20 protein-coding genes, 1 other RNA gene and 3 pseudogenes are annotated in these 23,733 nt (G+C 71.5%); 8 read left to right on the top strand and 16 right to left on the bottom strand.

Features of this window, described 5'->3' with window-relative positions:
* Nucleotides 1-11: 11 nt before the first annotated feature.
* The 14 genes and pseudogenes from NF681_05380 to NF681_05315 form a co-directional block, all read right to left on the bottom strand.
* On the bottom strand, nt 12-1,766 hold the full coding sequence (locus tag NF681_05380) for a penicillin-binding protein 2 (GenBank protein UST54630.1): 1,755 nt from the start codon (nt 1,764-1,766) through the stop codon (nt 12-14).
* On the bottom strand, nt 1,766-2,116 hold the full coding sequence (gene ftsL, locus NF681_05375) for a cell division protein FtsL (GenBank protein UST54629.1): 351 nt from the start codon (nt 2,114-2,116) through the stop codon (nt 1,766-1,768). Before ftsL ends, NF681_05380 begins: the two co-directional genes overlap by 1 nt.
* A 4-nt stretch (nt 2,117-2,120) precedes the next feature.
* Nucleotides 2,121-3,056 (bottom strand): 16S rRNA (cytosine(1402)-N(4))-methyltransferase RsmH, encoded by a 936-nt coding sequence (gene rsmH / locus NF681_05370; GenBank protein UST54628.1) that lies wholly within the window; start codon nt 3,054-3,056, stop codon nt 2,121-2,123.
* Between the two features lie 21 nt (nt 3,057-3,077).
* Nucleotides 3,078-3,512, bottom strand: coding sequence for a division/cell wall cluster transcriptional repressor MraZ (gene mraZ / locus NF681_05365; GenBank protein UST55677.1), 435 nt, complete (start codon nt 3,510-3,512; stop codon nt 3,078-3,080).
* Between the two features lie 260 nt (nt 3,513-3,772).
* Nucleotides 3,773-5,113 (bottom strand): ATP-dependent protease ATPase subunit HslU, encoded by a 1,341-nt coding sequence (hslU, locus tag NF681_05360; GenBank protein UST54627.1) that lies wholly within the window; start codon nt 5,111-5,113, stop codon nt 3,773-3,775.
* A 2-nt stretch (nt 5,114-5,115) separates the two neighbouring features.
* The gene (gene hslV / locus NF681_05355) at nt 5,116-5,661 is read right to left on the bottom strand and encodes an ATP-dependent protease subunit HslV (GenBank protein UST54626.1); all 546 of its coding nucleotides are present in this window, start codon (nt 5,659-5,661) and stop codon (nt 5,116-5,118) included.
* Nucleotides 5,662-5,732: 71 nt separating this feature from the next.
* On the bottom strand, nt 5,733-7,403 hold the full coding sequence (locus tag NF681_05350; GenBank protein ID UST54625.1) for an STAS domain-containing protein: 1,671 nt from the start codon (nt 7,401-7,403) through the stop codon (nt 5,733-5,735).
* Between the two features lie 58 nt (nt 7,404-7,461).
* The gene (gene dksA / locus NF681_05345; protein UST54624.1) at nt 7,462-8,127 is read right to left on the bottom strand and encodes an RNA polymerase-binding protein DksA; all 666 of its coding nucleotides are present in this window, start codon (nt 8,125-8,127) and stop codon (nt 7,462-7,464) included.
* Nucleotides 8,128-8,446: 319 nt separating this feature from the next.
* Complete coding sequence (locus NF681_05340) at nt 8,447-9,502, bottom strand: GTP-binding protein (protein UST54623.1); 1,056 nt, start codon at nt 9,500-9,502, stop codon at nt 8,447-8,449.
* 123 nt (nt 9,503-9,625) lie between these two features.
* A protein-coding gene (locus NF681_05335) for an IS5 family transposase (protein ID UST54622.1) occupies nt 9,626-10,395 on the bottom strand; the annotation gives its coding sequence in 2 pieces (ribosomal slippage) (nt 9,626-10,071 and nt 10,071-10,395; 771 coding nt in all).
* Nucleotides 10,396-10,447: 52 nt separating this feature from the next.
* Nucleotides 10,448-11,503: a tyrosine recombinase XerC gene (locus NF681_05330; protein ID UST54621.1), complete on the bottom strand. Its 1,056-nt coding sequence runs from the start codon at nt 11,501-11,503 to the stop codon at nt 10,448-10,450.
* Between the two features lies 1 nt (nt 11,504).
* Nucleotides 11,505-12,200, bottom strand: coding sequence for a DUF484 family protein (locus tag NF681_05325; protein UST54620.1), 696 nt, complete (start codon nt 12,198-12,200; stop codon nt 11,505-11,507).
* Nucleotides 12,197-13,081 carry a diaminopimelate epimerase gene (gene dapF / locus NF681_05320; GenBank protein UST54619.1) on the bottom strand — a complete coding sequence of 295 codons (885 nt, stop codon included), beginning with the start codon at nt 13,079-13,081 and terminating at the stop codon, nt 12,197-12,199. The genes NF681_05325 and dapF overlap by 4 nt, the downstream gene beginning before the upstream one ends.
* A 49-nt stretch (nt 13,082-13,130) precedes the next feature.
* Nucleotides 13,131-13,963 (bottom strand): annotated as a pseudogene (locus NF681_05315) (magnesium and cobalt transport protein CorA).
* 77 nt (nt 13,964-14,040) lie between these two features.
* Here NF681_05315 and NF681_05310 point away from each other — a divergent pair.
* The 3 genes from NF681_05310 (at nt 14,041) to NF681_05300 (ending at nt 16,873) form a co-directional block, all read left to right on the top strand.
* Nucleotides 14,041-15,696 carry an MBL fold metallo-hydrolase gene (locus tag NF681_05310; protein UST54618.1) on the top strand — a complete coding sequence of 552 codons (1,656 nt, stop codon included), beginning with the start codon at nt 14,041-14,043 and terminating at the stop codon, nt 15,694-15,696.
* A gap of 86 nt (nt 15,697-15,782) precedes the next feature.
* Nucleotides 15,783-16,583, top strand: coding sequence for an RNA pseudouridine synthase (locus tag NF681_05305; GenBank protein ID UST54617.1), 801 nt, complete (start codon nt 15,783-15,785; stop codon nt 16,581-16,583).
* 95 nt (nt 16,584-16,678) lie between these two features.
* Entirely contained in the window at nt 16,679-16,873 is a 195-nt protein-coding gene (locus tag NF681_05300) for a YqaE/Pmp3 family membrane protein (GenBank protein ID UST54616.1), read from the top strand.
* Between the two features lie 26 nt (nt 16,874-16,899).
* Here NF681_05300 and rnpB read toward each other — a convergent pair.
* Nucleotides 16,900-17,241, bottom strand: an RNA gene (rnpB, locus tag NF681_05295) — RNase P RNA component class A.
* A gap of 75 nt (nt 17,242-17,316) precedes the next feature.
* Between rnpB and cysK the strand changes: the two genes are divergently transcribed.
* The 5 genes and pseudogenes from cysK to NF681_05270 all read left to right on the top strand — a co-directional run bounded on the left by cysK (nt 17,317) and on the right by NF681_05270 (nt 22,633).
* Complete coding sequence (gene cysK / locus NF681_05290) at nt 17,317-18,246, top strand: cysteine synthase A (protein UST54615.1); 930 nt, start codon at nt 17,317-17,319, stop codon at nt 18,244-18,246.
* A gap of 114 nt (nt 18,247-18,360) precedes the next feature.
* Nucleotides 18,361-20,097, top strand: coding sequence for an NAD(P)/FAD-dependent oxidoreductase (locus tag NF681_05285; protein UST54614.1), 1,737 nt, complete (start codon nt 18,361-18,363; stop codon nt 20,095-20,097).
* 62 nt (nt 20,098-20,159) lie between these two features.
* Nucleotides 20,160-20,798, top strand: a complete 639-nt coding sequence (locus NF681_05280) for a flavin reductase family protein (GenBank protein ID UST54613.1) — start codon at nt 20,160-20,162, stop codon at nt 20,796-20,798.
* 609 nt (nt 20,799-21,407) lie between these two features.
* A pseudogene (locus NF681_05275) lies at nt 21,408-22,130 on the top strand (ProQ/FINO family protein).
* A 392-nt stretch (nt 22,131-22,522) separates the two neighbouring features.
* Nucleotides 22,523-22,633: pseudogene (locus tag NF681_05270) on the top strand (DNA-binding response regulator).
* A 152-nt stretch (nt 22,634-22,785) separates the two neighbouring features.
* On the opposite strand, the gene htpX reads toward NF681_05270, so the two are convergent.
* Entirely contained in the window at nt 22,786-23,661 is an 876-nt protein-coding gene (htpX, locus tag NF681_05265) for a protease HtpX (GenBank protein ID UST54612.1), read from the bottom strand.
* Between the last annotated feature and the right edge of the window lie 72 nt (nt 23,662-23,733).

Genomic DNA, 23,733 nt, shown 5'->3' with positions numbered 1-23,733 from the left:
GGCGTCCGGGATCAGAAGCTCTCGTCCACGCCCTGGGTCACGACCAGGGGCTTGACCGCGAGGTCGGGCGCCACGTTCATCGCGCGCAGGGTCTGCTGCACGACCTCGCTGAAGACCGGCGCGGCGGCCAGGCCGCCGAAGTACACGCCGTCGCTCGGCTCGTCGATCATCACGCCGACGATGATGCGCGGCTTGTCGATCGGCGCCATGCCGGTGAACCAGGCGCGGTACTTGTTGCTCGCGTAGCCCCGCCCGACCTGCTTGTGGGCCGTGCCCGACTTGCCGCCCACCGAATAGCCCACCGTCTGCGCGAGCGGGCCGGTGCCTCCGGGCGCCGCCGCCATCTGCAGCATCTTGCGCACCGCGCGCGCGTTGTCGGGCGAGAACACCGGCACGCCGACGGCCGGCTCGGGGCTGCGCAGGATGGTCAGCGGGATCAGCCGGCCGTCGTGGGCGAACGAGGTGTACGAATGCGCCATCTGGAACAGCGACGCCGACAGGCCGTAGCCGTAGGCCATCGTCGCCTGCTCGACCGGCTTCCAGTTCTTCCACGGCCGCACGCGCCCGGTGACGGCGCCGGGGAACTGGATCTGCGGCTTCTGGCCGTAGCCGAGCGCCGTGAAGGTGTCCCACATCTCGTGCGGCGTCATCTTCTGCGCGATCTTCAGCGCGCCGACGTTGCTCGACTTCTGGATCACGCCCTCGACGCTCAGGGTGCCGTAGTTGTGCGTGTCGCTGATGGTGAAGCCGCCGAGCTGGTAGCGCCCGGGGCCGGTGTCGATCAGGGTCGAGGGCCGGACGCGGCCGGCCTCCAGCGCCATGGCCACGGTGATGGGCTTCATGGTCGAGCCGGGCTCGAAGGTGTCGGTCAGGGCGCGGTTGCGCAACTGTTCGCCGGTGAGGTTCTGGCGCTTGTCGGGCACGTAGCTCGGGTAGTTGGCCAGCGCCAGCACCTCGCCGGTGACGGCGTCGAGCACCACCACGCTGCCGGCCTTGGCCCGGCGCGCGATCACGGCGTCGCGCAGCTTCTGGTAGGCGAAGAACTGGACCTTGCTGTCCACGCTCAGCTGGATGTCCTTGCCGTCGAGCGGCGGCACGGTCTCGCCCACGCCCTCGACCACGCGGCCCAGCCGGTCCTTGATGACGCGGCGCGAGCCCGCGCGGCCGGCGAGTTCGCGATCGAACTGCAGCTCGATGCCTTCCTGGCCGTGGTCCTCGACGTTGGTGAAGCCCACCACGTGCGCGGCGGATTCGCCGTTGGGGTACTGGCGCTTGTATTCCTTGCGCTGGTAGATGCCCTTGATGTTGAGGTCGGCGATCTGCTTGGCGATCGGCGCATCGACCTGGCGCTTGATCCAGACGAAGGTCTTGTCCTCGTCCTGGAGCTTCTTGTCGAAGTCCTTCTGCGGCATCTCCAGCAGCTTGGCGACGAGCCGGAGCTTGGCCTTCACGTCCGGGTCGTCGCGCTCGATGTCCTCCGGAATGGCCCAGATGCTCGGCGCGATCACGCTGGAGGCCAGCAGCGCCCCGTTGCGGTCGAAGATGCGGCCGCGGCTGGCCGGCATCTCCAGCGTGCGGGCGAAGCGCACCGCGCCCTGGCGCTGGAAGAAGTCGTTGCCGATGACCTGCACGTAGGCCGCGCGGCCCGCCAGCACCGCGAAGCCCAGCGCGATGGCCGCGACGATGAACTTGCTGCGCCAGACCGGCGTCTTGCTCGCGAGCAAGGGACTGGTCGTGTACTGGACGCTGGGGCTGCGGCGGGCCATCAGCCGGCCCTCCGCGCGGCGGTCGCGCCCGGCTTCGATCCGGCCGGCGCGGCAGGCGCCGCCTGCGGGATCGGCGGGATGACCGTGCCGTCCTGGCGCACGTACTGCGTGATGGCGGGCGTCGTGGTGCGCATCTTCAGTTGCTCCTTGGCCAGTTTCTCGACGCGCAGCGGCGTGGCCTGCGCCTGTTTCTCGACCTGCAGCCGTTCGCCGTCGACCTCCAGGCGATGCCCTTCGGTGGTGAGACGGTCGAGTTCGGTGAACAGCAGGCGCGAGCGGTACTCGGTGTGCACGAGGTAGAGCGCCGAGGCGAGCACGGCGATGAGCAGCAGGACGTTGAGCCGCACCATGGCCTCAGGCCTCCCCGGTGCGTTCGGCCACGCGCAGGATCGCGCTGCGCGCGCGCGGGTTGCCCGCCACCTCGGCGGGCGACGGACGGATGCGCGACAGGGCCCGCAGCCGCATCGCCTTGGGCACGGCGAACGGCGCACGGCGGTCGTACACCTCCTTGGCGTGCCCGGCGATGAACTGCTTGACGATGCGGTCCTCCAGCGAGTGGAAGCTGATCACCGCCAGGCGGCCACCCGGCGCCAGCACCTTCAGACTGGCCTCGAGCGCCTGTTGCAGTTCTTCAAGCTCGGCGTTGATGAAAATCCGAAGAGCCTGAAATGTGCGCGTTGCAGGGTTCTGGCCCGGCTCGCGGGTTTTGACCGTGCCAGCCACGAGCTCGGCCAGCTCGGCGGTGGTTGAAACTGGGCCCCGTTCCTGTCGGCGAGCATCAATCGCCTTTGCAATCTGAACAGCAAACCGTTCTTCCCCATAGTCACGAATCACCTCTGCAATCTGCTGTGTCTCGGCCGTCGCCAGCCAGGCGGCCACGCTTTCACCGCGCGTCGTGTCCATGCGCATGTCGAGCGGGCCGTCGAAACGAAAAGAAAAACCCCGCGCGGGGTTGTCGATCTGCGGCGAACTGATCCCCAGGTCCAGGAGCAGTCCGGCCACGCTGGCCGGCGCCAGCGCCCCGAGGTTCGCGAAACCCTCGTGGCGGATCGAGAAACGCCGGTCCTCGATGCGGGCGGCCTCGGCCACCGCCTCGGCGTCCTTGTCGAACGCGATCAGCCGGCCCGCCGGCGCCAGCCGCTCGAGCAGGCGCCGCGTGTGCCCGCCGCGCCCGAAGGTGGCGTCCACGAACGTGCCCTCGAGCGCCTGCGCGGGACGTCCGCCCACGAGCGCCTCGACCGCCTCGTCGAGGAGGACGGTCGTGTGGGTCCATGCAGTGGGTTGGTCCAACGCGGATTCTCTTTCGCCGCGTCAGAACGCGAGGTCGTTGAAGGCGGCGGACTCGGCCAGCCCGGCGGCCAGGGCCTTGGCTTCCTGCTCGTCGTGCGTCGCCTTGTCCCACAGCTCGAAATGGCTGCCCATGCCCAGCAGCAGCGCCTCGCGTTCGATGCGGGCGGCCGCGCGCAGTTCGGGCGACACCAGGACGCGGCCCGCGGCGTCCATCTCGACGTCCATCGCATTGCCGACGAACAGGCGCTTGAGCCACTGGTCCTTCAGGGGCATCGCGGCGACGCGCTCGCGGAACTGCTCCCAGGCAGGACGGGGAAAGACCATCAGGCAGCCGTGAGGATGGCGCGTGATCGTGAGCTGGCCCCCGGCCGTGGCACTCAGCACGTCGCGATGCCGGGTCGGCACCGACAGGCGCCCCTTTGCATCCAGACTCAGCGATGAAGCGCCTTGAAACACGACCACGAAACCCTTTTGGTAGGACAGGCCGCGCGCCTCGACGAGACGGCATCCGGCACTTTTTCCCACTTATCTGCACTTTTTCCCACTGTATCAGGAAACCACCCCGCCACGAGACGGGTTGGATGGCTTTTTTGATAATGGAATCAAGGACTTAGCGGCGTTTCTAAACCTGGATCGAAAGCGATTTCCGTTGCTGGGGAAGCACTTAGCTCTTGCAGTGAAAGTGATGCGTGAACCGCCCCTGTCGCGGGGCTGCGTCAGAGGATGAAACGCGACAAGTCTTCGTTATTACTTAAGGCCTCAAGTCGCTGATCGACGTAGGCGGCATCGATCGTGATCGACTGGCCTTCCAACTGCGCGGCGTCGAAACTGACCTCGTCGAGCAGGCGTTCCATCACCGTCGAAAGACGCCGCGCGCCGATGTTCTCGGTGCGTTCGTTGACCTCGAAGGCGATGCCCGCGAGGCGCGTGATGCCCTCGGGCGTGAAGTCGAGCGTGACGCCTTCCGTCGCGAGCAGGGCCTGGTACTGCTTGACCAGCGAGGCTTGCGTCTGCATCAGGATGGCCTCGAAATCGGACACCGACAATGACTGGAGTTCGACACGGATCGGAAAACGGCCCTGCAGCTCGGGAATCAGGTCGCTCGGCTTGCTCAGGTGGAAAGCACCGCTGGCGATGAACAGGATGTGGTCGGTGCGCACCACGCCGTATTTGGTGCTCACGGCGGTGCCCTCGACCAGCGGCAGCAGGTCGCGCTGGACGCCCTGGCGCGAGACGTCCGAGCCCTGGGCTTCCGAACGTGTGGCGACCTTGTCGATCTCGTCGATGAACACGATGCCGTTCTGCTCGGCGTTGTGGACGGCCTGCGCGCGGATCTCCTCCTCGTTGAGCAGCTTGGCCGCCTCCTCGTCGACCAGGAGGCGCATCGCCTCGGCGATCTTGAGCTTGCGGGTCTTGCGCTTGGCCTGGCCCATCTGGCCGAACATGCCGCGCAACTGCTCGGTCATCTCCTCCATGCCCGCCGGCCCCATGATTTCCAGGGGCATCCGGTTCTCTGCCAGGTCGAGCTCGATCTCCTTGTCGTCGAGCTGGTGCTCGCGCAGCTTCTTGCGAAACGCCTGCCGGGTGGGATTGCCGTCGCCCGAGGCACCGGCACCCGACGTGGCGCCGCCGTCGCCCAGGCGCGCCGGAGGCAGGAGCACGTCCAGGATGCGGTCCTCGGCGGCATCCTGCGCACGCTCGCGGACCTTGGCGCTCTCCTTCTCGCGCGTCTGCTTGACGGCGATCTCGGCCAGGTCGCGGACGATGGAATCGACGTCCTTGCCGACGTAGCCGACCTCGGTGAACTTGGTCGCCTCGACCTTGATGAAGGGCGCGTCGGCCAGCCGTGCGAGCCGGCGCGCGATCTCGGTCTTGCCCACGCCCGTCGGGCCGATCATGAGGATGTTCTTGGGCGTGATCTCCACGCGCAGCTTCTCCTCGACCTGCTGGCGGCGCCAGCGGTTGCGCAGGGCGATGGCCACGGCGCGCTTGGCCTCGGGCTGACCGACGATGTGATGGTCGAGTTCGGAGACGATCTCCTGGGGCGTCATGGACATGGTCAGAGCGTCTCCACGGTGTGGTTCATGTTGGTGTAGATGCACAGGTCGCCGGCGATCTCCAGCGACTGCTTGACGATCTGCTGGGCCGTCAGGTCGCTGTGCAGCAGCAGCGCCTTGGCCGCCGCCTGGGCGTAGGCGCCGCCCGAACCGATGGCGACGATGCCGTCCTCGGGCTCGAGCACGTCGCCGTTGCCGGTGATGATCAGCGAGGTGGTGGCGTCGGCCACGGCCAGCATCGCCTCCAGGCGGCGCAGCACGCGGTCGGTGCGCCAGTCCTTGGTCAGTTCGACGGCGGCGCGCGCGAGCTGGCCCTGGTGCTTCTCGAGCTTGGCCTCGAAGCGCTCGAACAGCGTGAAGGCGTCCGCCGTCGCACCGGCGAAGCCCGCGAGCACCTTGCCGTGGTGCAGCCGGCGCACCTTGCGCGCCGTGCCCTTGATGACGATGTTGCCCAGCGTGACCTGACCGTCACCCCCGATGGCGACCTGGTCGCCCTGGGGGGTCTTGCGGCGCACGCTGACGATGGTGGTTCCGTGAAATTGTTCCATCGCAGCCAATTTGGGATGGCGCGACGCAATGCAAGGCCGGGCGGGCGGTCGACGCCCCGCCCTTCCCGCCGCTACGGCTGACGCAGGGCGATGTCGGCGTGCTCGGCGACGCCGACGACGCGCAGGAACGCGGCCACCAACCGGTGCACGCCGACGAGGCGAATGCGCTGGCCGCGCGCCTCGTGCGTCGCCACCCAGTTGAGCAGGGCACCGGCGGCCGCGAAGTCCAGGCGGATCAATGCGTCGCACGCGACGACGGCGCCGCCACGGGCGTTGTCGCCGCCCGCGCGCGCCAGTTCGGCGTCCAGCCGCGCCCAGACCGCCGGCGACTCGCCGGCGACCTCGCCCGCCAGCATGGGCCCCGCGACGCCACCCTCGGCCATCGGCGACCCGAAGCCGCCCGCCGCCGGGATCGCGACGTCCTCCGCCGCACCGACGTCGAGGTCGAGGTCGAGCGCCATCTCGAGCGCGGCGTAGCGCCCGCGCGGCTCCTCCCATTCGGGCGGGGCCGTCTCGTAGGTGATGCAGTAGTGCAGCGCGGCCACCTCGAAGCGATCGACCGCGTGCGTCACGCGCAGGGCGGCCAGCCGCAGGTGCCACCAGGCCTGCGCCACCTCACGGTCGCCCAGCGGCGTGGCCCGCTCGAGCACCGCATCGAACCGGCCGGCACCGTGGAAACGCAGGTCGACCGGCGAATCGGCCCAGTGGGACAGCAGGATCCGCAGCGGCCCGGTCGCATCGGCGTCGATGGATGTGAGCGCGCGCCAGTCGAGCGTCCAGGACGCGCCGGCGGCCGACAGGGCGCGCGTGAGCTGGGACAGGTCGGACCGGCCGAGGCGTGGCGGACTGTGCCAGTCGGCCGGGGGCACGTCGTCGCCGGCCACGTCGGACAGCGTCTGCGCGAGGGCGGCATCGGCCGCGCGCACCGGCAGCGAGGTCCATTGCGGGGCCTTGTGCCGCAGGCGCTGCGCGTAACGCGCGGCCGCGGCCTCGAACTTTCCGGGTTCACCGGTGGCGCAATAGAGGTCCAGCAGGGTGAGCCAGGTGTCGGCATGGTCGGCCAGCGCACCGTCGTCGCCCACGGCCTGCAGCAGGATCGCCTCGGCACCGGCGTCGTCGCGTCGGGAGAACCGAAGGGCGGCCTCGTCGAGCGCGCCGTCGTAGATGGGCGAGGCGACGAACGCGGGGTCGTCGGCCTCCGGCGCGACCCCGGCCGCGACGCCCGGCGCGGACCCGGCGAGGCGCGACGGCGCGGCCTGCGGCGCCAGGGCCGGGGGCTGGTGGTCGGGCTGGATGCCGGGCGTGGTGTCGGCGTAGGCACGCACGCGCTGCGCCGCCAGCACTTCCGGGTGCACCACCGAATCGCTGCCGTCGCCCGCCTTGGGATCGCTCTTCCACCAGTGCCTGGACATCTGCGCCTCGATCTCGTCGATCTTGCGCAGGGTCTGGGCGCGCTCCTCGGTGCGGCCGGGCGCGGTGCCGGCGGACAGCGAGGACATCGGGTCGAGGTCGGTGGCGGTGACCCCGCCGCGCTGGCGCAGGCGGCGCAGCGCGTCGAACTCGCGCCGGCGCACCGAATCGTTGCGCTGGCGCCGCTCGATCATCTCCCGGACCATCTCGCGGCTGTAGTTGGGCTCTCCCGCCACGGGCTCGCGCGCGTCGAGATCGGCCCAGTCCTTGAGCGGATTGCGCACGAACTTCGCCATCTTGGACAGCAGGCGACCGGGTTCTTCCTTGGACATGCGGTGGCGGGGGTGGAGCGGCAGGGACGTCGGGAGGTCGCGGTGGCAGCGCGGGGCTTCAGTCGCCGAACATCTTCTGCTTGAGCTCGCGCCGCTGCTGGGCTTCCAGCGACAGCGTGGCCGTCGGACGCGCCAGCAGCCGGCCCACGCCGATGGGCTCGCCCGTCTCGTCGCAGTAGCCGTAGTCGCCCGAGTCGATGCGCTGGATCGACTGCTCGATCTTCTTGAGCAGCTTGCGCTCGCGGTCGCGCGTGCGCAGCTCGAGCGCGTGCTCCTCCTCGATCGTGGCGCGGTCGGCCGGATCGGGCACGACCACCGTGTCCTCGCGCAGGTGCTCGGTGGTCTCGCCGGCGTTCTCCAGGATGCCGCGCTTGAGCTCGATCAGCTTCAGGCGGAAGAACGCCATCTGCTTGTCGTTCATGTACTCCGCGTCGGGCATGGCGATGACCTCGGCGTCCTCGAGCTCATGGGCGGCCTTGGTCTTCCAGTTGTTGGCGAGCTTGGGGTCCTTCTTGACCACCATCGGCGGCGGCGGCACCAGCGCCGTGGAAGCGACCTGCGTGAAGCTCGACTTGGCGGCCGTCGAGGCGACCGACTGCGCCATCGAGGGCACGGTCAGCTGCGACAGGCGGGAGACGCGTCCGCCGCGGGCGGCGGGTGCCGCGGGGGCGGCGACGGGAGGTGTCGCCGGGGGCGTCGGGGTGGCGGCAGCCGGTTTTTTCATGGGAGCGATGGAGCAGATGGGACGGCGCGGGCGCCGACGGGTTGATGGGACGAGGCAGCCGCATGGAATGCCTTCGATGGATCCGGAGCCTGCGCGCCCGTCGGCCCGCGCAGGGCGGCCGGTGCGTTCACGACGGGGTGGCTCATGGGGGCTGGCTCCTTCGGAAGACGGCTGGAACACGGGCTGCGCGTGCCGGAACCCGTGGCGCCCGTCCGGCGGGCCATCGCCAGGGATGCCGGCGGGGCCGTCCGTGGCTGCCCGACAGGCGCGAGATTGTATCTACGAAGTCGTTTTCGACGCAGTGCTTTCGTTCTATGGATCAGACCAGGCTCTGCGTCAGCCCCTGCTCCAGGATTTCCCGCGGCAGGTCGATGCCGATGAACACCATGCGGCTCTGGCGCGCCTCGTCGGCGCCCCACTGCGGTCCCAGGTCGCTGCCCATGAGCTGGTGCACGCCCTGGAAGATCACCTTGCGGTCGGTCCCCTGCATGTGGAGCACGCCCTTGTAGCGCAGCATGCGCGGGCCGTAGATGTTGACGACGGCGCCCAGGAAGTCCTCCAGCCGGGCCGGGTCGAAGGCGCGGTCGGCCTTGTAGACGAAGCTCTTGACGTCGTCGTCGTGGCGATGGTGGTGGCCGGCGTGGTCATGGTCGTGGGCGTGCGAGGGATGGTCGCAGGCCTCGCCGGGCGCGTGGTCGTGGCCGGCGTGGTCGTCGTCCTCCTTGAGGAAGTCCGGGTCGATGTCGAGCTTGGCGTTGAGGTTGAAGCCGCGCAGATCGAACACGCTCGCGAGCGGCACTTCGCCGAAATGCACCTTCTGCTGCGGCGCGCGCGGGTTCATGTGCTTCAGGCGATGGATCAGCGCCTCGGTCTCCTCGGCCGAGACCAGTTCGCTCTTGCTGATGAAGATCTGGTCGGCGAAGCCCACCTGGCGCCGGGCCTCCTGGCGGTCGTCGAGCTGCTGGGGCGCGTGCTTGGCGTCGACCAGCGTCAGGATGGAGTCGAGCAGGTAGCTCTCGGCGATCTCGTCGTCCATGAAGAAGGTCTGCGCCACCGGACCGGGATCGGCCAGGCCGGTGGTCTCGATGACGACGCGGTCGAAGTCCAGCAGACCCTTGCGCTTCTTGGCCGCGAGCAGCTGCAGGGCCTCGCGCAGGTCCTCGCGGATGGTGCAGCAGACGCAGCCGTTGCTCATCTGCACGATCTGCTCCTTGGACTCCGTCACGAGGATGTCGCTGTCGATGTTCTCCTCGCCGAATTCGTTCTCGATCACGGCGATCTTCTGGCCGTGGGCCTCGGTGAGGATGCGCTTGAGCAGCGTGGTCTTCCCGGAGCCGAGGAAGCCGGTGAGGATGGTGGCGGGGATGAGGGCCATGGGATGCCTTGAAACGGGAACTGGAGAACCGGCCAGTTTATCGAGTGGCCTCCGGCGCTGCAGGCCCCGGGGATTCCCCCTTTTCGCGGACACGGCGGCGGTTCGCCCCGCGCCTAGGTCGTGTTAACGCAATCGCAAAGCCTCAGCGATAAGCGCCACGGTGATGAAGGCGGCGAACATGCCATCGGTCTTGTCATACCGGGTGAAGACCCCTCGCCAGGCCTTGAGCCGCCGGAAGAGACGCTCGACCTCGTTGCGCCTGCGATAGCGTGCCCGGTCGAGCACCCAGGGCTGCTTGCGTTGCGGGCTCGGCGGCACCACCGCCACGAAGCCGCGCGACTCGGCCAGCGCACGCGTGGCATCGTCTTGGTAGGCGCTGTCCATGAGCAGGGCCACCCGCGCCTGCACCGGGCTGGCCCCGAGGGCCGCGATGAGCCGCCGTCCTTCGGGCGCATCGCCTGCCTGCCCCGGCGTCAAACTCCAGGTGAGGACATCTCGCGCGGTCGCGGCAACCAGATGAAGCTTGGTGCTCCAGCCGCCTCGGCTGCGACCGATGGCTTGAGGTCCGCTTTTTTGAGCGCACCCGTGCCGTCGGGGTGCACCTTGACGACGGTGGAGTCCGGGCTGAGGGCTTCGATGCGCACGCGCAGGAGGCGCTTGCGCTGCAGGTGCTCGAAGAGCCGGTCGAGCACGCCCGCCTTGGCCCAGCGGCTCATGCGCGTGTAGATGGTGTGCCAGGGGCCGTAATGCGCGGGCAGCGCGCGCCACTTGCAGCCGTTGGCCGTGACGAAGAGGATGGCATTGACTACGTCGAAGTTGTCCAGGCGCACATTGCCACGCTGGCGCGGCAGCAGCGGGGCGATCTGCTCGAATTGCTCGCGGGTGAGTTGCATCGGGCGATCTTGCCCCACCTTGTGCGGGTCGGGAAGATAGTGTTAACGCGCCCTAGTCCGCCGGTTCGTCCCCGCCGCCGGGCGCGGGCGCCGGCCCGGCCGCCGCGCCGCGTTCGGGCATCGCCCGGGCGCGCGGGTGCGCCGCGTCGTAGGCCTTGGCCAGGTGCTGGAAGTCCAGCCGCGTGTAGACCTGGGTGGTCGTGATGTTGGCGTGGCCGAGCAGTTCCTGCACGGCGCGCAGGTCGCTGCTCGACTGCAGCACGTGGCTCGCGAACGAGTGCCGCAGCATGTGCGGATGCACCGTGGCGGCCAGGCCGGCCCGGGCGCTGCGCGCCTTGAGCATCTTCCAGACGGCGTGCGCGGAGAACCGCGCGCCATGGCGCCCGACGAACAGCGCGCGCGCATCGGCCGGCTCCACCGGCCGTGCCGCCGGCACCGGCGCGGTGCCGCCGGCGTCGCGCACCGCGAGCCAGGCCGCCAGCGCCTCGGCCGCCTTGGCGCCGACCGGCACGACGCGCGGCTTGTTGCCCTTGCCGATCACGTGCGCGTCGCGCGCGTCGAGGTCGATCCAGCCGCGCGCCTCGCGGCTCGCCCGCACGTCCAGGTCGACCAGTTCGGCCACGCGCAGGCCGCAGCCGTAGAGCAGCTCGACGATGGCACGGTCGCGCGCCTCGGCCCACGGGTCGGCCTCGGCGTCGCGCAGGTCGGCCAGCTGCACGGCGTCGTCCACCGACAGCGCCTTGGGCAGCGGCCGCCCGGCCTTGGGCGCGCGCACGTCCTGCACGGGATTGACCTCGACGAGCCGCTCGTGGCCCATCCACCGGTAGAAGCTGCGCCAGCACGACAGCACCAGGGCGATGCCGCGCGGCTCGCGTCCGGCGCCGTGCATCTGCGCCATCCAGCGCCGCACATGGACCGTCTGCACCTGCTCCAGCGCGAGGCCGGCCTCGGCGACGCGCGCGGCCAGCGCGTCCAGGTGCTCGGCGTAGATGTCCAGGGTGCGCGCGGCCAGCCGCCGCTCGACCCGGACGTGCGTCAGGTAGCGCTCGATCAGCGCCGGGCGCGGGACGGGTTCGGCCGACGCCGGCGCGAGGCTCGGGCGGGCCACGTCAGTGCCGCAGCCGCGACAGCGCCGCCGAGGCCAGCTCGGCGATGCGGGAGAGGAAATGCAGGCCCATCTCGGCCTGGAAGCGCTGCGCGTCGGGCGAGGCCAGCACCAGCAGTCCGAAGGCCGCCTCGCCCGCGCCGGAACGCAGCGGCAGCAGCGCGATCGACTGCGCGGCCTGCGGATCGCCCAGCCAGCCGACCGCCTCGAAGCCGGCGTTGACGCCGCAGTAGGGCTGCACCAGCGAGCCCGCGAAGGCCCGCGCCGCGCTGCTCGCGCCCTGGGCGAACGGCTCGCGCGCGTGGACGCCATGGCAGTCCCAGACCTTGATCGCCACCTGCGCGACCCCGAAGATCTCGCGCAGGTCGGCCGCGATGCATTCGGGCAGTTCGCGCGGCTCGCGCAGGGCCAGCAGGCCGCGCGTCCAGGCATGCAGGCGGTCGGCCGTCGCGGTGTTGTCGGTGCCGTGGCGCACCATGTCCATCACGCGGGTCTCCAGCGCCTTGATCTTCTCGCGCAGCATCTGCGCCTGGCGCTCCTGAAGGCTGATGGCACGCGCGCCGTGCGGGCTGGTGAGCTGCACCTGGGACAGCAGCTGCGCGTGGCGCTCGAAGAAGTCGGGCGTGTTGGCGAGGTAGGCGACGATGTCGTCCTCGGTGATCGGCTGCAGGGCGCTCGCGGGGGGACGGGTCGGGGTCATGGCAGCTCCGGCACCTCGATCTCGCCCTCGAACACGGTGACGGCCGGGCCGGTCATGAAGACCGGATGGCCCGGGCCGGCCCATTCGATGGTCAGCACGCCACCGCGCGTCTGGACGTCGACCCGCGCGTCGAGCCGGCCGAGCCGGATGCCCGCGACCACCGCCGCGCAGGCGCCGGTGCCGCAGGCCAGCGTCTCGCCCGCGCCGCGCTCGAAGACGCGCAGCCGCACGCGCGCGCGATCGACGATCTGCATGAAACCGGCGTTGACGCGCTGCGGGAAGCGGGGGTGGTGCTCCACGAGCGGACCCTGCCGCTCGACCGGCGCGGTGTCGACGTCCTCGACGATGCGCACCGCGTGCGGGTTGCCCATCGACACGATCGCCAGCGCCACGGTGGCGTCCTCGGGCCGGGTCGACAGCGCCAGGTGCCAGGTCTGCCAGTCGCCGTCGGGATGCGGATCGAGGCCGGCGGCGTCGAAGGGCACGCGCCCGGGCTCGAAGACCGGCGCGCCCATGTCGACGGTGACGCGGCCGTCGTCGGCCATGCGGGGTTCGATGACGCCGCCCAGCGTCTGCACGCGCACCGCCGCCTTGTGCGTGAGACCGCGCTCGCGCACGAAGCGCAGGAAGCAGCGCGCGCCGTTGCCGCACTGCTCGACCTCGCCGCCGTCGGCGTTGTGGATCACGTAGCGGAAGTCGATCTCCGGCGAGGCGCCGGCCGGCGGCGGGCGCACGGTGAGGATCTGGTCGGCGCCGACGCCGAAGTGGCGGTCGGCCAGGAAGCGGTAGTGCGCGGCCGAGAGGCCGAGCGGCGCGCGGGTCTCGTCGAGCACGACGAAGTCGTTGCCCGCGCCCTGCATCTTGGTGAAGCGGATTCGCATCGAGGGATTATGGGTCGCGCCCCGCCTCTGCGGGACGTCCGCAGAGGCCTCAGACCCAGCCGGCCTTGCGGAAACGCCAGTACAGCAGGCCCGACAGCCCGGCGATGAGCCCCAGCGCGGCGACATGGCCGTAGCGCCACTTCAGCTCCGGCATGACCTCGAAGTTCATGCCCCAGATGCCCGCCAGCGCGGTGCACACGGCGAAGATCGCCGCCCAGGCGGCCAGCCGCTTGGTGACCTCGCCGTCCTCGATGGTGACCAGCGACAGGTCGACGTGGATGGCGGTGCCGATGGTGTCGCGGATCGCCTCGACCGAGCCGTTGATGCGCGTGAGGTGGTCGACGACGTCGCGGAAGTACTCCTGGGAGCCCATGCACACCGAGGGCACGCGCACGCCGAGCAGCTTGTTGGCGGCCTCCAGCAGCGGTCGACCACCGCGTCCATCAAGGCGTAGAGCACGAAGCCCGGGCCGTTCTGCAGCAGCGCCGGCTCGCGCTCGCAGCGCTCCCGCACCTCGGCGAAGCCGTGCGTGCTGCGGCTGCGCACCGACACCAGGTAGTTGCGCCCGACGACGACGTCGAGTTCGCCGACCTGCACGGTGGTCTGCGCGCCCCCGGTGTCGGCTTCCAGCAGGTGCAGCACGACGAAGAGCGAATCGCCGTACTCCTCGACCTTGGGACGCCGGTGGCCGTTGTGCGCGTCCTCCACCGCCAGCGGATGCAGGCCGAAGGCGCGCTGCAGTTCGGCCAGCTCGTCGGGCGCGGCGTCGGCGAGCGCCACCCACACGAAGCGCCCCGGCCGCGTCAGGTGCTCGCCGATGCGCGCCACGGGAATGTCGGCACGCCTGGCTCCGTGCTCGTGGACGACGCAGTTGATCCGCACGGGCGAGCCTGTCTCGCAGCGGTGGCGTGCCGGAGGTCCGGCGAAGGCGGGGATATTGCCATGCCGATAATCCGGCGATGGTCCGCTCCGCCCAACGACTCCATCCGCACCGCGAGCCCGCGCCGGTGCGCCCGGCCGCCACGCTCCTGCTGCTGCGCGACACGCCCGCGGGCATCGAGGTGCTGATGACGCGGCGCTCCGACCGCGCCAGCTTCGCCCCCGGCGCCTACGTCTTCCCGGGCGGGCGCATCGACGACGGCGATGCCGCGGCCCACGGCCTCGCCGACCGCCGGCCGACCCAGGGCGCCCCGCAGCTCACGCAGACCATCGCCGCGCTGCGCGAGACCTTCGAGGAACTGGGCGTGCTGCTCGCGCGCCGGGCGGCCGACGGCGCGCCGGTGGCGGCGGCCACGATCGCCGCCATGAACCGCGCCACGACCGCCGGCACCGCGTCCTTCGCCGCCCAGTGCGGCGCCCACGGACTGCGGCTGGCCGCCGACGCCGTGTTCGTCCTCGCCCGCTGGATCACCGACCGCGACCTGCCCAAACGCTTCGACGTGCCGTTCCTGGTGGCGCGCATGCCCGAGGGGCAGACGCCGTCGGCCGACGAGACCGAGCAGTTCGAACCGGTCTGGGTGCGACCGGACGCGGCGCTCGCGCGCCACCAGGCCGGCGGCTTCCTCATGATCTTCCCGACCCTGCGCACGCTGGCGCACCTGGCGGCCTACCCCACGGTCGACGCCGTCCTGGCCGCCTGCGTCGCGGAGCAGCCGCTGTTCACCAGTTGCCCGCGCGCCGGCCTGCTCGGCGGACGCGAGGCACGCTACATGGAGCACGAGCCGCCCTTCGGCGAACTGGCGCTGGTCTGCCCGGACGGCCAGATCCTGCATCCGCTCGACTGGCAGCACGAGGTCGCCGTGCCGCTGCTGCGCGGCCTGCGGCGCCTGACCGCGCCCAACCCCGGCGCCATGACCGGCCCGGGCACCAACGCCTACCTGGTGGGCGACGCGGCCACCGGCTTCGTCGCCATCGATCCCGGTCCGGCCGACGCGGCGCACGTCGAACGCCTGCACCGCGCCGCCGGTGGCGACGTGCGCGCCATCGTCTGCACGCACTCGCACCCCGACCACGCGCCCGGCGCGGCGCTGTTGCAGGCGCTGTGCGCCGGACGGCCGCCGATCCTGGGCCTGCCCTCGGCGCCGACCGCTCGGGCGGCCTCCCACTTCGTGCCCGACCGCGCCCTGGCCGACGGCGAGCGCCTGACGCTGCGGGACGCCGACGGCACCGCGCGCTACACATTGCGCGTCGTCCACACGCCCGGCCACGCGGCCAACCACCTGTGCCTGGTGCAGGAGGAGGACGGCCTCCTGTTCTCCGGCGACCATGTCCTGAACGGCAGCACCACGGTGGTCGATCCGCCCGACGGCGACATGACGGCCTACCTCGGTTCGCTCGACGCGCTCGACGCCGCCTGCGCCGCCGACGGGATCGAGTTCATCCTGCCCGCGCACGGCCACGTGCTGGGCGCCGCGCGCGACGCCATCGCCGCCCTGAGGATGCACCGCCTGCGGCGCGAGGCGCGCGTGCTCGCCGCCATGCGCGCGCGACCGGACGGCAGCCCCGACGACTGGCTGCCGATGGCCTATGCCGACGTGCCCGAGCGGCTGTGGCCGGTCGCGGCGCGCTCGCTGACCGCGCACGTCGAGCGCATCCGCCGGCTGGCGCTCGCCTGAGCGAGCGCCGTGGCGCCGCTCCCTCCCCGCCGGACCTGTCCATTTCGCCTTCCGCCTTTTCCTCACGCTCCCCGGACCCGCCCGCCATGAACGAACCCTTTCCCCGTCGCACGCGCATCGCCGGCCCGCGCCCCCCCGCCGGCAGCGAGGGCGAAGGCATCCGCCTGGCCAAGCAGGTGGCGGCCCAGCGCGACTGCTCGCGGCGCGAGGCCGAACTGCTGATCGAGAACGGCGCCGTGCGCGTCGACGGCCGGGTCGTCGAGGTGCCGGGCGCGCGCGTGCGCGCGGACCAGCGCATCGAGATCGACGCCGCCGCGCGGCCCGAGCCGGTGCAGGCCGTCACGCTGCTGCTGCACAAGCCTCCGGGCATCGCCTTCGACGCGCCGGTCGGGCGGCTGGTGTTCCCCGAGCGGCGCAGCGACGGCGACGGCGAGGGTTTTCGCCGCCCGACCCTGCAGCGCCACTTCGTCGACCAGCGCTGCCTGACGCCCCTGGAGACCGGCGCGGGCGGACTGATCGCCTTCACGCAGGACCCGCGCATCGAGCGCAAGCTGGTCGAGGACGCCGGCCTGATCGAGAACGAGGTGATGGTCGACGTCGCCGGCACGGTGGACCCGCGGGCGCTGCACCGGCTCAACCAGTCGCCGGTGGTGGACGGCCGCGCGATGCTGCCGGCGCGCGTGAGCATCGGTCGCCAGAGCGAGGACGGCGCGCGCACCGGCCTGCGCTTCGCCATCAAGGGCGCGTGGCCGGGGCAGATCGCGCAGATGTGCGACGGCGTCGCACTGCGCATCCTGGCGATGAAGCGCATCCGCATCGGTCGCGTGCCGCTCGCGGGACTGGCGCCGGGGCAATGGCGCTACCTCCTGCCGCACGAGCGGTTCTGAGCGGGACGGGCGGGCGGACGGGGCCTCGGCTGGCAGGCAGGCGCCGGGCACCGGACGAACATGGCGCGATCGTCAACTTATCGACCGACCGAACCATGCGCCTGCTGCTCGCCATCTTCCTGCCCTTCGTCGCCTTCTTCACGATCGGGCGGCCGATCGCCGGCATCATCTGCCTGATCCTGCAGATCACCCTCATCGGCTGGCTGCCGGCGGCCATCTGGGCGGTCTACGCACTGAGCCAGTACCGCACCGACAAGAAGATCGAGAAGGCCTTCGGACGCCCGCGCTGAAGCGTCGGGGCGTCGGAAGAAGAAAAGTGTGAAGCGAGCCGATAAGCCGGATTCTGTGCGCCGGCGCCGTCTCGCGACGATGCCGGCGTGACCGCCATTACTCTGGGCCGCCGGTCGCCCGGACGGCTCGATGCCACCTACCCGCCAGCTCAGCGGAACCACCTCGATACTGGCCTACTTGGTGTTGCTGCGCGCAGAGATTGCCCGTTTCACCCGGCCCGGGGTCACCCCCTCGCCGACTCGTCTCTGTTGCTCTGATCCTCACCTCGCGGTGGAGAGCCGTTAGCTCCTGCGCTGTCCTGTGCAGTCCGGACGTTCCTCCAGTGCGCTCTTTCGAGACTTGCACCAGCGGCGGTCTGGCCCGCTTCACGGGGCGGATTATGTCGCCACAATCGTCCCGCCCCGCCGCCCGCCGGCGATATTCCCTGCCAGGAGACACGACCATGAAAGCCAGCAACATCCTCGAGACCATCGGTCGCACGCCGCACGTCCGCGTCGCCCGGCTCTTCGCCGGCGTGGCCCGGGACGCGCAGCAGGTCTGGATCAAGTCCGAGCGCGCCAATCCCGGCGGCTCGATCAAGGACCGCATCGCATTGGCGATGGTCGAGGACGCCGAGCGCTCCGGCGCCCTCGCCCCCGGCGGCACGATCGTCGAGCCGACCTCGGGCAACACCGGCATCGGCCTGGCGATGGTGGCCGCCGTCAAGGGCTACCGGCTGGTGCTGGTGATGCCCGACAGCATGTCCGTCGAGCGCCGCCGCCTGATGCTGGCCTATGGCGCGAGTTTCGACCTGACGCCGCGCGAGAAGGGCATGAAGGGCGCGATCGCGCGCGCCCGGGAGATCGTCGCGGCCACGCCCGGCGCCTGGATGCCGCAGCAGTTCGACAACCCGGCCAATGTCGAGGTCCACGCGCGCACCACGGCCGAGGAGATCGCCGCCGACTTCCCCGACGGCCTCGACGCGCTGATCACCGGCGTGGGCACGGGCGGCCACATCACCGGCGTCGCCCGCGTGCTGAAGGCGCGGTGGCCGGCGCTGCGGGTGTTCGCGGTCGAGCCGTCGGCCTCGCCCGTGATCTCCGGCGGCAGCCCGGCGCCCCACCCGATCCAGGGCATCGGCGCGGGCTTCGTGCCGGCCAACCTCGACGTGTCGCTGCTCGACGGGGTGGTCCAGGTCGAGGCCGAGGCCGCGCGCGAGATGGCGCGGCGCTCGGCCCGCGAGGAAGGGATGCTGGTGGGCATCTCCTCGGGCGCGACGCTGGCGGCCATCGCGCAGAAGCTGCCCGAGTTGCCGGCCGATGCCGTCGTGCTGGGTTTCAACTACGACACCGGCGAGCGCTACCTGTCGGTCGAGGGCTTCCTGCCGGCCTGAACGGACCCCCGGGCGGCTTTCGACGAAAATCGCTGCGCCGGCTTCCCGTCCACGACGGAAAGCCGGCGCTTCCTTCTTTTCCCCATCGCACGCTTGATAGACACAAGCCCCGCCATGCTCAGACTCTCGGAAATCAAGCTCCCGCTCGATCCGCCCGCCGACGCGCTCGACCGCGCCGTGCAGGGCCTGCTCGGCATCGACGCCGGCGCCATCGGCCACATCCACGTCCACAAGCGCAGCTTCGACGCCCGCAAGGCCGACCTGCTGCAGGTCCACATCGTCGACGTGACGCTCGCCGGGCCCGATCCGGCCGCGCTGGAGGACGTGCTGCTCGCGCGGCTGGCCGGCAACCCGCGCGTGACGCGTTCGCCCGACATGGGCTACCTGCCGCCCGCGCGGGCGCCCGAGGGCCTGCCGCTGCGTCCGGTGGTGGTGGGCTTCGGGCCGTGCGGCATCTTCAGCGCGCTGCTGCTGGCGCAGATGGGGTTCCGCCCGATCGTGCTGGAACGCGGCCGCTCGGTGCGCCAGCGCACCCGCGACACCTGGGGCCTGTGGCGCAAGGGCGTGCTCGACGCCGAGTCGAACGTGCAGTTCGGCGAAGGCGGCGCCGGCACGTTCTCCGACGGCAAGCTGTGGAGCCAGATCCGCGACCCGCGCTTCCTCGGGCGCAAGGTGATGGAGGAGTTCGTCAAGGCCGGGGCGCCGCCGGAGATCCTCTACGTCGCGCACCCGCACATCGGCACCTTCAAGCTGGTCAAGGTGGTGGAACACATGCGCGAGCAGATCATCGCGCTGGGCGGCGAGGTCCGCTTCGAGCAGCGCGTGAGCGACCTGCGCATCGAGGACGGCCACCTGCGCGGCCTCACGGTGCGCGACCAGCGCACGGGCGCCGAGCGCGAGCTGCGCTGCGACCACGTCGTGCTGGCGCTGGGCCACAGCGCGCGCGACACCTTCGAGATGCTGCACGCGCGCGGCGTGCGGATCGACGCCAAGCCGTTCTCCATCGGCTTCCGCGTCGAGCACCCGCAGGGCGTGATCGACCGCGCGCGCTGGGGCCGCCACGCCGGCCACCCGCTGCTGGGCGCGGCCGACTACAAGCTGGTGCACCACGCGGCCAACGGCCGTGCCGTCTACAGCTTCTGCATGTGCCCGGGCGGCACGGTGGTCGCGGCCACCAGCGAGCCCGGGCGCGTGGTCACCAACGGCATGAGCCAGTACTCGCGCAACGAGCGCAACGCCAACGCCGGCATCGTGGTGGGCATCGAGCCGTCAGACTTTCCCGGCTGGGAGCACGGCGCCACGGGCTCGCCGCTGGCGGGCATGGCGCTGCAGCGGCAGCTCGAATCCAACGCCTTCGTGCTGGGCGGCGGCGACTACCGCGCGCCGGCGCAGCTGGTGGGCGACTTCGTCGCCGGCACGCCGTCGACCGCGCTGGGCGAGGTGGTGCCGTCGTACACCCCCGGCGTGACGCCCACCGACCTGCACGCGGCGCTGCCGGGCTATGCCATCGACGCGATGCGCGAGGCCTTCCCGGTCTTCGGCCGCAAGATCCGGGGCTTCGACATGCACGACGCGGTGCTCACCGGCGTGGAGACGCGCACCTCCTCGCCGATCCGCATCGCGCGCGGCGAGGCCGACTGCCAGAGCCCGAACGTGCGCGGCCTGTTCCCCGCCGGCGAGGGCGCGAGCTACGCCGGCGGCATCCTCTCGGCCGGCGTCGACGGCATCCGCGTGGCCGAGGCGGTGGCGCGCGAGATCCTGCGTGGCGCCGGGCGCGCGGCCGGCTCGGTCGCCACGGCGACCCCGACCGAGCCGCCGTCGGCGAACGCCGACGCGATCGCGATGCCCTGAGCCCCGGCGCGCGACGCCCGCTCCTTCCTCCCATCCACCGCCCTCCCCTTTCCAGGAACGCCATGTCCGACGCCCCGCGAGCCCCCACCGACTTCCACTTCTACGAACCCGCCCGGGGCCACGGCCTGCCGCACGACCCGTTCAACGCGATGGTCGGCCCGCGCCCGATCGGCTGGATCTCCTCGCGGGACGCCGGGGGCCGGCTGAACCTCGCCCCCTACAGCTTCTTCAACGCCTTCAACTACACGCCGCCGATCGTCGGCTTCGCCAGCATCGGCGCCAAGGACACCCTGCGCAACATCCGCGAGACGCGCGAGTTCGGTTGGAACCTGGTCACGCGGCCCCTGGCCGAGCGCATGAACGCGAGCTGCGCGGCCGTGCCGCCGGAGGTCGACGAGTTCGAGCTGGCCGGGGTGACGCCGGTCGCCTCGCGCACCATCGCCGTGCCGCGCGTGGCCGAGAGCCCGGTGTCCTTCGAGTGCCGGCTGACGCAGATCGTGCAGCTCCAGGGCGTCGACGAAACGCCCGTGGAAACCTGGCTGGTGCTCGGCGAGGTGGTGGGCGTGCACATCGCGCGAACCCTCCTCAAGGACGGCGTCTACGACACCGCCGCGGCCGAGCCGATCCTGCGCGCGGGGGGCCCGGCCGACTATTTCGCGATCACGCCCGACAATCGGTTCCGCATGTTCCGGCCACGCTGACCCGCGCGCCGACCACACCGCCGTCCTTCCATCCTTTCTTCCTCGAATCCGCCGAACCGGTCGACGCCTCCCAGGGCCGACGCCGCGAGACGCGATGCGCCGCGCCCGGCGCGCGCCCTTTCCCTTTCCCACCACCGCATTCCGATGACCGACGCTCCCGACGCCACCTCCTCCCCCTCGCCGCAGGCACCGGCCGCCGCCGAGCCCGCGACGCGCCCGACCGCGTCGCCCCGCGAAGAACGGACCGGCGCGTCCGACGCCGTCGTCGCCGACGGCAGCCCCCATGACCACGCCGGCGATGGCGCCGATGCAGGCACGGACCACGGCGGCAACGACGGCGGCAATGCCGAAGCCGGCGCCGCGACCGGCGCCCCGCGCGCGCGGCGCTCGCGTGGCGGACGCGGCCGACGCCGCTCCGGCCAGGCGTCCGCGAACGCCGCCGGCAGCGCCGCCGACCACGCCGGCACGCCCGACGCCGAAGGCGGCACCGCCGGCGACGGTGGCGATCAGGTCGCCGAGCACCCAGGCGAGCGCGCAGCGGCCGCTCCCGCCGATGCCGGCGCGGTCCCCGGTCCGCGCCGCGACGGTGGCTCGCACCGCCACCCCGACGCCGCCCGGCCGCCGCGCCGGCCCGCCCAAGGGCAGGGGCAGGGGCAGGCACAGGGACAACCGAAGGGTCAATCGCAGCAGCCGTCGTCGCGCAACAAGGTCCACCCGGTGCTCCAGCGCCTGTTCGAGCTCTACCCGTCGATGTTCGGCGCCCGCTTCCTGCCGCTCAAGCTGGGCGTCTACCAGGACCTGCTCGCGCGCCATGGCGACGAGTTCAAGGCCGAGGACCTGAAGGTCGCGCTCGGCCTGCACGCGCGCTCCACGCGCTACCTCGATGCCGTGGCGGCCGGTCACCCGCGCCACGACCTCGATGCCAAGCCCGTGGAGCCGGTGGCCCCGGAACACATCCACCACGCCATCCTGGAGGTGTTCCGCCGCCGCCAGGCGCGCACGCCGGACGACCTGGGCGCCGCGCTGCGCGACCGCATCATCGCGGCCATCGAAGCCTCGGGCATCGGCCGCGACGCCTATGCCGAGCGCGTGCGCGCCCGCGACGTCAAGGGCAACGCCGCCCTCGACGACGCCCTCGCCGAGCTCGGCCGACAGGGCGCCAAGCGCGAGGCCCTGCTGCGCGCCTTCGAGACCACCGGCAAGACCGAGGCCGAATTCGCCGACATGTACGGCATGGAACCGCGCGAGGTCACGCGCACGCTGCAACGCGCGCGCAAGGACAGGGCGGACGCGCAGGCCTTCGCCGAGGCCAAGGCGGCCGCGGCCGAAGCGGCGGCGGCGGCCGGGCCGGACACCGGCGGCGACGCGGCGGACGACGGCGGATCGGACGAGGGCGGATCGGACACCCACGGTGATCCGGACGAGCACGGCGAGCCTTCTGCGCCCCTCGACGGCGCTGAAGTCGAAGCCGAGGGCGATGGCGATGGCGGAGCCAACGCCGACGTCGAGCCGCAGGACGCGGTGGAACCTGCGCCGTCCGTGGCGCCGAAGCCGGCGGACTGAGCGGCATCGCCGCGTCGCCCGTGCGCGGGCGACTCGCGGCCCGTGCCGGCGACCCGTCGGCCCTCCGAATCGAAGATGCCCCGCGCGAGCGGGGCATTTTTCGTCGGGGCGAGCGAACGGGCCGGGCGCTCCGCGCTTCGCGCCGCGGAACGGCCGCGACGCACGAGCACCTGGTCCGCACGCCGCTCAGGCAACTGCTGCCACGGCTCGACGCCGACGTCTTCTGGCAGGTGCACTGGGTGGTGGGGGTCCGCGCGACGGCCATCGGTTCCAGAGCCTGTGATTCGCGTGCGGGTGCCGGCAGGCCGGATCGCCGCACCGGCGCCAGGTGCCGTCCGCGCAAGAAAAAAGCGCCCCGACCGGGGCGCTTCCTCCATCCGCATCCCGCGAGATCGGCGGCACGCGGCCGCCGATGCCCGGGGTCTCAACCCTGCGCGTTCTGCAGCGCCGCGATGCGCTCCTCGATCGGCGGGTGGGTCGAGAAGAGCTTGCCGATCGAGCCGGTGATGCCCATCGTCTCGACCGCCTTGGGCAGTTCGCCGGCGGGCAGGCCGCCCAGGCGGGCCAGGGCGTTCATCATGGGCTGCTTGCGGCCCATGAGCTGCGCGGCGCCGGCGTCGGCGCGGAACTCGCGGTGGCGCGAGAACCAGGCCACCACCATCGCGGCGGCGAAGCCCAGCACGATGTCCAGCACGATGGTGCTCACGTAGTAGCCGATGCCGGGGCCCGAACTGCGGTCGTCGCCACGGCGCAGGAAGCTGTCCACCGCGTAGCCGATGACACGCGAGAGGAACACGACGAAGGTGTTCATCACGCCCTGGATGAGCGTCATGGTGACCATGTCGCCGTTGGCGATGTGGGCCACCTCGTGGCCGATGACGGCCTCGACCTCCTCGCGCGTCATGCCCTGCAGCAGGCCGGTGGACACCGCCACCAGCGAGGAGTTCTTGAACGCGCCCGTGGCGAAGGCATTGGGCTCGCCCTCGAAGATCGCGACCTCGGGCATGCCGATGCCGGCCTTGTCGGCGAAGTTGCGCACGGTCTGGACGATCCACGCCTCGTCGGCGTTCTGCGGGTTGTCGATCATGCGCAGGCCGGCGGTCCACTTGGCCATGGGCTTGCTGATCAGCAGCGAGATGATCGCGCCGCCGAAGCCCATCACGAGGGCGAAGCCCAGCAGCGACGTCAGGTTCAACCCGTTGGCCGTGAGGAAGCGGTTGACGCCCAGCAGGCTGGCGACCACGCCCAGCACGGCGACCACCATGACGTTGGTCAGGACGAACAGAAGGATGCGTTTCAAGTTGATTTCTCCGTGGGAGGAACGACGACACGGGCACCGGCCCGGCAATGCCATCCAGTTGGGGGCCGGGTC

It is taken from the genome of Comamonadaceae bacterium OTU4NAUVB1 (assembly GCA_024372625.1).
Lineage (GTDB): Bacteria > Pseudomonadota > Gammaproteobacteria > Burkholderiales > Burkholderiaceae_C > Variovorax.
Note: the sequence above shows the minus strand (reverse complement) of the source record. Positions and strands in the feature narration are given on the sequence as shown.

Bases quoted from the DNA above. Each gene is read 5' to 3' on its own strand.
- hslV (UST54626.1), bottom strand. From the start codon at position 5,661: ATGGAACAATTTCACGGAACCACCATCGTCAGCGTGCGCCGCAAGACC.
- ftsL (UST54629.1), bottom strand. From the start codon at position 2,116: ATGGTGCGGCTCAACGTCCTGCTGCTCATCGCCGTGCTCGCCTCGGCG.
- NF681_05380 (UST54630.1), bottom strand. From the start codon at position 1,766: ATGGCCCGCCGCAGCCCCAGCGTCCAGTACACGACCAGTCCCTTGCTC.
- NF681_05280 (UST54613.1), top strand. From the start codon at position 20,160: ATGTCCGACGCCCCGCGAGCCCCCACCGACTTCCACTTCTACGAACCC.
- NF681_05305 (UST54617.1), top strand. From the start codon at position 15,783: ATGAACGAACCCTTTCCCCGTCGCACGCGCATCGCCGGCCCGCGCCCC.
- NF681_05300 (UST54616.1), top strand. From the start codon at position 16,679: ATGCGCCTGCTGCTCGCCATCTTCCTGCCCTTCGTCGCCTTCTTCACG.
- NF681_05310 (UST54618.1), top strand. From the start codon at position 14,041: ATGGTCCGCTCCGCCCAACGACTCCATCCGCACCGCGAGCCCGCGCCG.
- NF681_05350 (UST54625.1), bottom strand. From the start codon at position 7,403: ATGTCCAAGGAAGAACCCGGTCGCCTGCTGTCCAAGATGGCGAAGTTC.
- hslU (UST54627.1), bottom strand. From the start codon at position 5,113: ATGTCCATGACGCCCCAGGAGATCGTCTCCGAACTCGACCATCACATC.
- NF681_05325 (UST54620.1), bottom strand. From the start codon at position 12,200: ATGACCCCGACCCGTCCCCCCGCGAGCGCCCTGCAGCCGATCACCGAG.
- cysK (UST54615.1), top strand. From the start codon at position 17,317: ATGAAAGCCAGCAACATCCTCGAGACCATCGGTCGCACGCCGCACGTC.
- NF681_05340 (UST54623.1), bottom strand. From the start codon at position 9,502: ATGGCCCTCATCCCCGCCACCATCCTCACCGGCTTCCTCGGCTCCGGG.
- dksA (UST54624.1), bottom strand. From the start codon at position 8,127: ATGAAAAAACCGGCTGCCGCCACCCCGACGCCCCCGGCGACACCTCCC.
- dapF (UST54619.1), bottom strand. From the start codon at position 13,081: ATGCGAATCCGCTTCACCAAGATGCAGGGCGCGGGCAACGACTTCGTC.
- NF681_05285 (UST54614.1), top strand. From the start codon at position 18,361: ATGCTCAGACTCTCGGAAATCAAGCTCCCGCTCGATCCGCCCGCCGAC.